The organism is Bifidobacterium callitrichos (genome assembly GCF_008698085.1).
GTDB classification, from domain to species: Bacteria; Actinomycetota; Actinomycetes; order Actinomycetales; family Bifidobacteriaceae; genus Bifidobacterium; species Bifidobacterium callitrichos.
On record NZ_RZJP01000002.1, the window covers coordinates 466,271 to 477,533 of the forward strand.

Here is an 11,263-nt window from a genome sequence, read left to right on the forward strand (position 1 = left end):
GGTTAGTGCTTCCTCTGTTCGTCGGGTTCCTCAGGTGACTGGGCCGGATCCCCGGCTTCCACGTCGTAGCCGTCCATCTGGGCGAGGCGCTGGATCGCGTCGGAGTCGGCGGCGATGCCGAGGGTCTTGGAACTGACGGCCCGGCTCAGCTCGCCGGCGGCGGTCCGTTCGAGGACCTGCAGCGCCTCGATGGTCTCGCCGCGCGCCTTGGCCATCTGGTCGCGCGCGCCGGACGATTCGACGTCCACGTACGAGCGCAGCAGCTTCTCGGTCTGCTCGCCGTACACGTTGATGTAGTGCCGCAGCGTCGGATAGGCGGACGTGTCACGAGCCACGTAATCGGTCAGGGAGCGGGTGGCCGCGATGAAGTCGCCCGCCTCCTTCTTGACCATCGGGTCGCGCACCTGCCCGGCGAGCATGCCGATGGCGTTGAGGCGCACGTTGGCGGCGTCGATCGCGTCGGCGGCCTTCTGCCCGTTGGGCAGCGCGGAGACGAGCATGTGCCCGATGCGGCGTTCCGGCTCGGTCAGCGTCGATCCGGCGATGTACCCGAGCGCGGCGAGCGCGACCGAAACGCCGAGTCCGAGCAGGCCTCCTCCGGTCAGCCAGAAGCCGACTCCGGCGAAGACAAGGCCGGCGATGAAGCCGCAGATCACTTGGAGCATCAGTTGAATCCCTTGACGGTACGGAACACGTCGGCGAGGTCGCCGGAGCGACCGTCGAACACCTTCGCGTTGGACAGCTGCGCAATCTGGTTGAGCTGGGTCGGGTCGGCTTGGGCGAACATGATCGAGAAGATCGGAATGTCACGGCCGAGGCCCTTGTACTGGTCGAATGCGGCCTGCTGCCGGGCGGTTTCGGACTGGCCGTCGGTCATGAGCACGATCGCGGTGGTGTAGTTGCCGGCCTGGGAGGCGTCGGGCAGCTGCTGGTATGCGGCCTCGAGGCCCCGGTAGATGTCGGTGCCTCCGGAGGCCGGGGTCGCGTCGGCGATGCGCAGCAGGTCGCCGGTGTTGGCGCCGTCGGCGCGCACCGACGTGTGCGGGGCGCTTTCGAACGGGATGAGGATGTTCACGTCGCCGTCGCCGGGCTGGATGTGTGCCTGCGCGGCCTTGGACGGGTCGAGCGCCGCGTTGAGGCCGTTCACGACGCCGGTCTTGCCTTCGCCGCGCATCGAGCCGGAGTAGTCGACCACCCACACGGTCCAGCTGGGCTTCCTCAGCGCGGTTTGGTAGACGTCAAGCGCCTTGGTGATGGTGGCCGCGGCCGGCAGGGCGATGGTCTTCAAGACGCTCGCGTCGGTGTTGAGGCCCCATTCGGCGCGGAACGCGTCCTTGACCTGCTTGTCGGACGCGTAGGTCAGCGTGCCGCCCAGACCGGTGCGGCGGCCGGCGCGTTCGAATTCGAGCTTCGCGTTCTTCGTCGTCAGCGCCTTGGCGAACTTCTGGTACGCCTGTTTGATGTCGGAGCTCTGCGAGCGGTCGACGTAGCCGAGCGGCGAGTCGGACACGGCGATGCCGTCGGACGGGTAGATCGCGAGCAGCGGATCCTTGCCGTTCTTCGTGAGCGTCTTGTCGGCCTGGATGACGAGCGACTCGTAGTTGACCATCGAGTCGAAGCGATCGGGGTTCGCGACGACCATGTCCTTGAGCCAGTCGGACGAGCCGGACGAGCGGTCGACGCCGCGCAGGAGCTGCGCGACCGAGGCCTTGAGCGCGGAGTTGTTGAGGTCGGCGTCGGTCAGCGGTCCGGATCCGCCACGCAGGGCGGTCATGAACGCGAGGAACGCGGAGGCGCCGGAGTTCGACTGCGTGGCCGAGGTCATCGAGAACTTCAGGTCTCCGGACGTCACCTTGGCGAGGATGTCGGCGGTGGAGACGGTCTTCGTCTTGCCGCTGGAGTCGGCCCAGCCGAGTTTGACGGCCTTCGACTTGGCGATGCCGAACACGATCGGCGTGGTGGACGTGCTCTGCTGGTCCTTGACGAGGTGCTTGGTGTCTCCCATCGAGATCCACATCGAGGAGGCCGGCCACACGGCGTCATACCCTTCGGCGCCGGAGGAGAGGACCTTCATGATGTCGAGCGAGCCCATGTATTTCATGGTCACGGCGACGTTCGACTCGTCGACCGCGCGCTGGACCGCGTCGGCGACCTCCTTGTTCTCGGAGCCGGACGCGATGGTGATGGTCTGATCGGGCTTGCCGGAACCGGGCGTGAACTGCTGCTCGTTACCGTCCTTGCTGGTGGTCGATGTGCCGGTCGGCCCGTTGTAGGAGTTGGAGGAATCGTTCGATCCGTTCGATGTGCCGGCGTTGGTCTTACCGTTGTCACTGGTCTGGGCGCACCCGCCCAGCAGCATCGCGGTGGCGGCGACAAGCGCGGCGCAGGCGGCGATTCGACGGCGAAATACGGCTTCTATACCCATACTTCCATTCTCGAACCGCGGACTTACGCCCTCAAGACCGCCACATGACGTCAATGTGAACTCTGGATGAAAAGCAACACCCGACTACGTAGAATGCGTAGTTTCCGCCGTTTTCCGGCGTTACTCCTCCGAGGCCACGATCATCGGCGCGCTGAAGAACGCCAGCACCTGCTCCAGATACGGTCCGAACACCGCGTTCGGCATCGAGAAGATCTCGTGCTCGGAGTCGGCGATGTGCACGAGCCGTGCCTGACCGCCGCCGTCGATCACGCGGTTGACGAACACGTTCTGCGGCTTGTTGCGCACCCAGATGTCATGCCCCGCCTGGAACAGCAGGATCGGCGTCTCGATCTCGGCGCACGCGCTGGACTTAAGGATCGCGCGGTTCATGCGCATCGCCTGATGCACCCATTCGAACGACGCGCAGTAGGTCTGGTACTCGCGGGTGTTGCAGCGCAGCTGATGGTACCAGCGTTCGCGCGGCTCGCTCGAGAGCTGGTAGGGACCCAGATCGAGCACGCCGTCGAAGTCCTTCTGGCCGAAGACGCGATGACGGCCCATGCCGCACGCGCACAGCACGTCGACGAGCGCGCGCGTGAGCCACATCGGCATGCCGGTCTGCGGCGCGATCATCGGGCAGGAGAGCACGGCGCGGTCGAACAGGCTCGGATACTGTTCGAGCGCGGCCGCGCCGATGCCGCCGCCCATCGAATGGCAGAACAGGTTGATCGGCTCGCCGGCCGCGTACTGCTGGCCGATCGTGCGCGCGAATCCGGCCAGATCGACCACATAGCGATGCCAGTCGTCGATCCACACGAGCGACGGATTGTCGACGTCGCGCGCCGACTTGCCGTGTCCGCGATGATCCATCACGCACACGGAGTAGCCGGATTTGAGGAAGTACCAGACGAGTTCGTCGTACTTCTCGGCGAACTCGGTGAAACCGTGGCTGATGACGATGGCGCCGCGGAACACGGCCGTGGCTCCGTCCTCACGCTCGTAGTCGAACTTGGTGGCATCGTAGCACAGGTAGTGCAGGCCGCCGCCGCGAGGCGTGAGCCCGGCCTCGCGTTCGGCCTGCGCCGGGTTGAACCAGCCTTCGTCGCGGCAGCCGGCGAGCGCCGGACGCACCAGTTTCGTCATCGTCTGCGCGTAGGCGCTCTCGTCGATCAGATTGAGCTGCATACGGCCCATCTTAACCGCTCTTCACCGCCCGAGCCGGCCGCCGAGCCGCTCAGGCCAGCGCGTTCCTGAGGAAGTCGCGCTGGAGGATGAGCAGGTTTTCAGCGACCGTCTCGTCGTTGGTCATGTGGGTGATGCCGGTGAGCGGCAGGAACGTGTGCGCACGTCCGGCGGCCATAAGCGCCTGGGAGAGGCGCAGGCTGTGGGCGATGGTCACGTTGTCGTCGGCGAACCCGTGGATGAGCATGAGCGGGCGGACGAGCTTGGGCGCGTCCTGGACGATGCCGTTGCGCCGGTAGACCTCGGGGTCGAGTCCCAGGTAGCGCTCGGTGTAGTGCGTGTCGTAGAGCGTCCAGTCGGTGGGCGGGGCGCCGGCGCAGGCGGCGCGGAACACGTCGGGCGCGTCGAGGACGGCGAGCGCGGAGAGGAATCCGCCGTAGGACCAGCCGATCATGACGACCCTGTCGAGGTCGGGAGCGGGGATGACGCGGTCGGCGTCCGTCTCGTCCGCGCGCATGTCGTTGATCGTCGCGATGGCTTCGGGCAGGGCGTTGACGGCTTCGATCTGGTCGGCGAGCGTCACGTCCTTCATGTTCTCGAAGATCTCGCGATCCCACTTCGGTCCGCGGCCGGTGGTGCCGCGGCCGTCGGCGGTGACGACGAGGAAGCCCTGGTCGGCCCACCACTGGGCCTCCCAGTAGTAGGACTGCGCGGCGATGACCTGCTGGAATCCGGGGCCGCCGTAGGGCTTCATGAGCACGGGCAGCTGGCCGAAGCCGTAGTAGGGGCTGGAGGGGCTCGGCGTGATGATCGCGGTGTACAGGCCATGTTCGCCGAGGCGCGTAAACGTCACGTTCGGCGTGAAGCCGGGGCGTGCGGCGTGGCTGGCGATGGGCGCGGTGAGGATGGTGAGCGCGGAGTCCGCATCGTCCGTGTCGATGCCGTCGACGACCGTCAGGCAGTGGGACATGCGCACGTCGGGCGAGGTCATGTCGCGTCCGGTGAGCACGTATCCGTCGCCGGCGCGGCTGGCGGTCCACAGGCCGGGCGTCACGGTCAGCGGGGTGATCGATCCGTCGTAGCCGAAGCTCACCACGTCGAAGCTGCGCGCGTCGTGGTCGCCGATGTGCGCGGCGCTGCCCGAAAGGCCGGAAGCCGTCTTGCCGGACACCGAGGCGTCGGACGCAAGTCGCCATTCGACCGGCACGTCGGGCGCGAGTTCGGGCGTGCGCTGGACGACGGCGAGCACGTCGTCGTCGGTCACGTCGAGCACGTGACGCACCTGCCAGCCGGCGGGGGTGAACGCTCGGCCGTCGACGGTCAGGCGATTCGTGTCCGTCTCCATGTCGTTGAGGGCCGAGACGAGACGGCCGTCGGACGTCAGGGCCGGCGTGCCGGAGACGAGGTCGATCCACTGGTCGTTGGCGTGCTCCTCGAGCACGCGGGTCGAGCCGAGCGGATCGTCCTCGCTCACCGCGACCTCAAGCACCTGGTCGCGGGTCTGGCGGCGGTTCTGCACGAGCACGAGCGGATCGTGGCCCTTCGTCCAGCTCACGGCCGCGACGTATTCGTACGTGTCGCGATCCCAGTCGACGTCCGCGTTGCCGGTGATGCCGGCGTAGCGCTCGTCCTCGTCGAAGTCGAGGGCGAGAACGGTCAGATACACGTCGGCGTTGCGGGTCAGCGCACGCGGGTAGCGGCGGGGCGCGGCCGGCTGCTCCGGGTCGGCCGGATCGGCGATGTGCCAGATCGGCTCGTCGGCGGTGTCGAAGGATTCGAAGAGCACGTGGCGTGAATCGGGCGCCCACCAGAAGCCGTCGTAGCGGTCCATCTCCTCGCCGGCGACGAACTCCGCCAGGCCGATCCTCCACGTGTTCTCGGCCGGCTCGCCGTCCTCGTCCTCGACGGACACGCCGTAGATCGCGGTCACGCGGTCGTCGAACGGCTCGCCGTCATCATCGTCCTCGTCGTCCTCGTCGCCCGGCCAGTCGCCGATGTCGACGAGCATCAGGTGTTCGCCGGTGGTGTACAGCACGTGCCAGCCGTCCGGGCTGATGCGCGGGTTGAGGACCGGGGTGTAGAGGTCCGGGTCCTCGTCGAGCCATGCGCCGGCCAGTTCGCGCGTGCGCACCTCGAGATCGCCGTCGCTGTCGCAGTCCTCGGGGTCGCCGATCTCGGTGAGGAACAGTCGGCCGTTGATCGTGAAGACGACGCGATCGCCGTCCGCGTCGACCGAATAGCCGACGATGCCGGTGCCGCCCTCGCGGGCGCGCTCGCGGCGGGCCTTCTCCTCGGCGGGCACGTCCTCATCGTCGGCCTTGTCGCCGAGCAGCTCGCGCGGATCGGCGAGCTTGGTCTCATAGTGGTCGCCGTTGGCGTCGAACCAGCTCAGCCACAGGGAGGTGGCGAGGTCCTCGGGGCCGTCGGAGCGCAGGAACAGGGCCATGGAGCCGTCGCCCAGAGCCTGTGCGGAGCGCGGGGCGCCACTGGTGAATCGCAGCGTGCGCGCCTTCGCGCGGGGGAACTTCTCGATTGCGTCAATCGCAGTGTTTTCGTCCATACGCCCCACGCTACACGCGGGAGTCAACCCGGGGCGATTTCGCGAGATTGTCGCGCTGAGAATCGGTCAGTGCGACAATTTGCCGGAGACCAACCCGGGCGGGGGCGGACGGGGGCGCGCAGTGGCGCTTCATCCCTAAAATGCGACGCGATTGCGGGCAGAGAAGGCCATCTGGGGTGAACGGGTGGCGCTTCGGAGGCGGTTTCGAGGGCACTCGAGGGTGATTTGTGGCTTTTGCAAGTATTGGACTCGAATATATGACGCGTTCCGACCCATGCGTACACTGGTCAGGGATATAGAAAGGGATGACTATGAGCGTTCTCGACCGTTTTGAGAAAAGCGTCGAAGGCGCAGTGAACGGAGTGTTCTCGAAGTTCGGCTCCAAGGATCTGCAGCCAGTCGACCTGTCCAGCGCCCTGGAGCGCGAGATCGACAACGAGGCCATGCCGGTGGGCCGCGACCGCACGGTCGCCCCGAACGAGTACCGCTTCAAGCTGAGCACCCCCGATTTCGACCGCATTGAACAGTGGGGCAGCGAGACGCTCGCCGACGAGTTGGCCGACAACCTCACGAACTACGCGCGCAGCCAGCACTATGCGTTCGTGGGCCCGGTGGTCGTGATCTTCGAGGAGGATCTGGAGCTCACCAAGGGCAGCTTCAAGCTCACCTCCGCCTCGGTGCAGGGCAACGCGGTTCCGGTCACCACCGACGATCAGAATCAGGACAGCCCGCTGCTGGAGATCAACGGCAGCCAGTACCTGCTCACCAAGGAGAAGACGATCATCGGCCGCGGCTCCGGCTGCGACATCGTCATCGACGATCCGGGCATCTCCCGCAAGCATCTCGAGATCGACATCACCCCCAACGGCGTGATCGCCCGCGATCTGGGCTCCACGAACGGCACGTACGTGGAGGGTCATCAGGTGCCCGCCGCCACGCTTCTGGACGGCAACACCATCACCATCGGCCGCACCCGCATCCTGTATTGGGCGTCCTCCCAGGATCAGGAGTAGCGCCGCACGGCGTTACCGTTACGGTAAAGGTCGAATCGCATGACCGAACTGACATTCGCACTGCTCAAGTATGGATTCCTCGTCCTGCTCTGGGTATTCGTATGGCTCGCCGTGCGTTCCTTGCATCAGGACATCTCGTCCTTCAGCCCGCGCCCGTCGCGCTCGCGCCGTCGCAAGGAGCGTCACGCCTCCCGTAGAGCCAACGCTCCTGCCGTGGCCGTCGCCTCCGGCACGCCCGGCGTCGCGCCGTCGTCCGATGCGATGCGCGCCACGCCGGCCCGTTCCGCCTCGTCCGGCATGTCGGGTTCGACGTCTTCCGGCGGCGTGTCATCCCCGTCGCTGCTGGTGATCATCGACGGGCCGCTGGCCGGCTCCTCCGTGCCGCTGACCGGCGATGCGATCACGATCGGCCGCGCCGCGTCGAACACCGTGGTGCTCGACGACGAGTTCGCCTCGTCGCATCACGCCCGCCTGTACCCCGATCCCCGTTCCGGCCAGTGGGCCATCGAGGATCTCAATTCGACGAACGGCACCGTCGTCAACGGCCAGCGTCTGGCCGTGCCCACCGTACTTCCCGCCCGCGTACCCGTACGCATCGGCGCCACGACATTCGAGTTGAGGTGATAGCCGTATGTCCGCCTCCTCCGACCAGTCACACAACGAACGGAACGAACAGACCCAATCGCTGCCCCGGCACATCGCGCAGGACGCGCAGGATGCCACCGAGACCCTTCCGTTGACGCAGCGATCCGCCGCCGCCAGCGACCCGCAGCAGCTGTTCCTGTGCTCCACCACCGTATCCGACGTAGGCACGGTGCGTGCGAACAATCAGGATTCGTCGTTCGCCGGCGCGCATCTCATCGCGATCTGCGACGGCATGGGCGGTCATGCGGGCGGCGACACCGCCTCGACGATCGCGATCCGCTCGCTCGCGCATATCGAGCGCGACGACGTGACCGACGACGTCGCCGAGATCGCCTCGATGATGGAGACCTCCGTGATGGCCGCGCACGACGCGATCGTCGGCAAGGCCCGTCGCGAGCGCAAGCTCTCCGGCATGGGCACGACCGTGACGGCCGTGGCGCTCGTCGCCGGATACTGGGTGCTCGCGCACATCGGCGATTCGCGCGCCTACCTGCTACGCGACGGCGTGCTGAGCCGCGCGACGCAGGACCACAGCTACGTGCAGCATCTCATCAACACCGGGCGCATCACCGAAGCGGAGGCCAAGAACCATCCGCAGCGCAACGTCGTGATGCGTGTGCTGGGCGATTTCGACATCGACCCCCATCCGGACATCGCCATGTTCAAGGCGCATGCGGCCGATCGCTGGCTGCTGTGCTCCGACGGCCTGTGCGGCGTGCTGGAGGATTCCACGATCGCCGAGACGATGACCGAGGTCTCCAATCCGGGCGATTGCGCGCAGCAGCTCGTGAGCATGGCCCTGCGCGCCGGCAGCACCGACAACGTGACCGCCGTGATCGGCGACGCCACGATGACGCTGGACGCGCACGCCTTCGACCTGCCGCATCAGACGCCGCTGGTGGGCGGCGCGGCGAGCGCGAGCCTCGAGCCGATCGCCGACATCGTCAACGAGCCGATCGCCACCGCTCCGGCGCTGCGTGACGACGACTCCCCCGCCCAGCGTGCGGCCGCGCTGGCCGTGGCCGAGAAGCCGCAGCATGACGCCCGGGATGCACACGATCCGCGCAATGACGGGGATTCCGCTTCGACCTCCGGCACCTCCGGTACTTCCGGCAATGAATCAGGTCGGGGAGATCAGGGCGGCCAGAGCAAGGACGAGTCCCGGCGCGTCGTCCAGCCGTCGCTGGTGCGCGAGGAGAACGGCGATCGCCCGAAGAACCCGGACACCGGCGAGATCCCGGTGGTCACGAAGAGCAACGGACGCATCAGCACCGATCCGAACGATCCTGAGGTGGCGCAGGCCATCCGCGCCGAGCAGGTCAAGCTGCACAAGACGAATCGCGCGCGCCGGCGCCGTAGGCGCGTGGCGATCATCGCGACCATCGTGTTCGTGCTGGCCGCGATCGCCGGAGCATTGTTCGGCGTGTACCGCTACAGCCAGTCGAAGTACTACGTCGGCACGGCCGACGGGTATGTCGCGATCTATCAGGGCGTGCCCACCAGCATCGCGAATCTGACGCTCTCGCACGAGGTCAAGCGCACCGCGATCAAGGTAAGCGCGCTGCCGGCGAGCTGGCATAAGGAGCTGGAGCAGGGCATCGTGCGCGACAACTACTCGGAGGCCGAATCGCACGTCGAGCTGATCCGCGACGAACTCGCCTCGATCCAGAAGGCGAAGGCGAAGAAGGACGCGGACGCGGCCAAGGCGGCGGACGGTACGTCTACTGACGGCACGGACGGCACGTCGACGGACGGCGCATCCGCGGACGGCACGACCGATTCCGGCGCGTCGACCGACCAGACGACCACGCCGCAGACGCAGACGCAAACCCAGCCGCAGACGCAGGAAGGCGGGGCTCAGCAATGATCGCCCTACGCCTACGCCAGATCGCACTGCTGCTCGCCTCGTTCCTGCTGTGCGGTATGGCGTTCTATCAGATGTTCTATCGGACCGAGGGGTCCTTCCCCTCCACGTTCGTCACGCTGCTGACGATCTGCGGCGTGCTGTCGCTGATCTTCTGGGCGCTGGTCAACCACTTCCAGCCGTACGCGAGCCAGGTGCTCCAGCCGTGCGTGGTGATGCTCACCGGCATCGGCGCGGTGATGATCGCGCGCATCGACCATGAGAAGGGCACGATCGTCGCGCAGCGCCAGCTGGAGTTCGTGTGCATCGCGATCGTCCTGTGCTCGCTGCTCGTCGTGTTCCTGCGCGACTACCGTCTGCTGCGGCGATTCTCCTACGTGAGCATGGTCGTCGGCCTGGTGCTGCTGCTCTCCCCGATGCTGCCGGTGCTCGGCCAGGAGATCAACGGCGCGCGCATCTGGATCAAGCTGCCCGGCATCGGCCAGATCCAGCCGGGCGAGTTCGCCAAGCTGTTCCTCGCGTTCTTCTTCGCCGCGTACCTGTTCGACCACCGCGACCAGCTGGCCGTCGGCGGCAAGAAGGTGCTCGGCCTGCAGTTGCCACGCATCAAGGATCTCGGCCCGATCATCATCGTGTGGTTCGCCTCGATGGGCGTGCTCGTGCTCCAGCACGATCTCGGCACCTCGCTCATGTTCTTCGCGATGTTCGTCGGCATGCTCTACGTGTCCACCGGGCGGCTCAGCTGGCTGGTGATCGGCTTCATCGGATTCGCGGTCGGCGCGGTCGCGGCGGCCAGCATCTTCGGACACGTCGGCGCGCGCGTCGAGGTGTGGCTGCACCCGTTCGACCCGCAGCTCTACAACCGCGTGGGCGGCTCCTACCAGATCGTCAACGGCCTGTTCGGCCTCGCCGCGGGAGGACTGCTCGGCACCGGCCTCGGTCAGGGCATGCCGAACCTCACGCCGTTCGGCAACTCCGATTTCATCTACGCGTCCATCGGTGAGGAGCTCGGACTCGTCGGCTGCATGGCCGTGCTCGTGCTGTACATGATCATCATCGCCTCCGGATTCGTCACCGCGATGAAGGTCAAGGACGGTTTCGGCAAGCTGCTCGCCTCCGGACTCGTGTTCACGATGGCGTTCCAGATCTTCACCGTGGTCGGCGGCATCACGCTGGTGATCCCGCTGACGGGCCTCACGATGCCGTACATGGCGGCCGGCGGTTCGTCGCTGATCGCGAACTATCTGCTCTCGACGCTGCTCATCATCGTCTCGAACGCGGCCAACAAGCCGGCGCCGGAGGTGTCCACCGACACGTTCCAGTACGAGGCGCTGGCCGTGCTGCGCGACCACGAGCTCAAGGAGCGCGAGGCGGAGGTCGCCAAGCAGGAGAAGGCCGCCGCCGAGGCCGAGGCGGCCGGTGACGGCGCGGTCGAGCCGCTGCCCGCCACCTCCGACGCGATGGAGACCGAGGCGATCCGTCGGGACGCCCCCGGCATCCCAGGCACGCAAGGCACATCCGGCACGCAGGGCACCCCGGGCGGCCGCATTCTGACGGGAGGCGCACGATGAACT

The 11,263-nt window shown here is 66.9% G+C and carries 8 protein-coding genes; 4 read left to right on the top strand and 4 right to left on the bottom strand.

The window, feature by feature from the left end:
- Positions 1–2 precede the first annotated feature (2 nt).
- The 4 genes from EMB92_RS06475 to EMB92_RS06490 form a co-directional block, all read right to left on the bottom strand.
- A complete protein-coding gene (locus tag EMB92_RS06475) occupies positions 3–665 on the bottom strand; it encodes a hypothetical protein (RefSeq protein ID WP_150394203.1) in 663 nt (220 codons plus the stop codon).
- The gene (locus EMB92_RS11485; RefSeq protein ID WP_190973592.1) at positions 665–2,425 is read right to left on the bottom strand and encodes a vWA domain-containing protein; all 1,761 of its coding nucleotides are present in this window, start codon (positions 2,423–2,425) and stop codon (positions 665–667) included. The genes EMB92_RS06475 and EMB92_RS11485 overlap by 1 nt, the downstream gene beginning before the upstream one ends.
- Positions 2,426–2,545: 120 nt before the next feature.
- The gene (locus tag EMB92_RS06485) at positions 2,546–3,610 is read right to left on the bottom strand and encodes an alpha/beta fold hydrolase (RefSeq protein WP_150394204.1); all 1,065 of its coding nucleotides are present in this window, start codon (positions 3,608–3,610) and stop codon (positions 2,546–2,548) included.
- Positions 3,611–3,659: 49 nt separating this feature from the next.
- A complete protein-coding gene (locus tag EMB92_RS06490) occupies positions 3,660–6,167 on the bottom strand; it encodes a prolyl oligopeptidase family serine peptidase (protein WP_150394205.1) in 2,508 nt (835 codons plus the stop codon).
- 311 nt (positions 6,168–6,478) lie between these two features.
- On the opposite strand from EMB92_RS06490, the gene EMB92_RS06495 reads away from it, so the two are divergent.
- Genes EMB92_RS06495 through EMB92_RS06510 form a run of 4 tightly spaced genes read left to right on the top strand, consistent with a single transcriptional unit; the run spans position 6,479 to position 11,260 of the window.
- Complete coding sequence (locus tag EMB92_RS06495; protein ID WP_043166634.1) at positions 6,479–7,180, top strand: FHA domain-containing protein; 702 nt, start codon at positions 6,479–6,481, stop codon at positions 7,178–7,180.
- A 39-nt stretch (positions 7,181–7,219) separates the two neighbouring features.
- Positions 7,220–7,804 (top strand): FHA domain-containing protein FhaB/FipA, encoded by a 585-nt coding sequence (locus EMB92_RS06500; RefSeq protein ID WP_150394206.1) that lies wholly within the window; start codon positions 7,220–7,222, stop codon positions 7,802–7,804.
- Between the two features lie 7 nt (positions 7,805–7,811).
- Positions 7,812–9,692, top strand: a complete 1,881-nt coding sequence (locus EMB92_RS06505) for a PP2C family protein-serine/threonine phosphatase (RefSeq protein WP_150394207.1) — start codon at positions 7,812–7,814, stop codon at positions 9,690–9,692.
- On the top strand, positions 9,689–11,260 hold the full coding sequence (locus EMB92_RS06510; protein WP_150394208.1) for an FtsW/RodA/SpoVE family cell cycle protein: 1,572 nt from the start codon (positions 9,689–9,691) through the stop codon (positions 11,258–11,260). The genes EMB92_RS06505 and EMB92_RS06510 overlap by 4 nt, the downstream gene beginning before the upstream one ends.
- Positions 11,261–11,263: the final 3 nt, after the last annotated feature.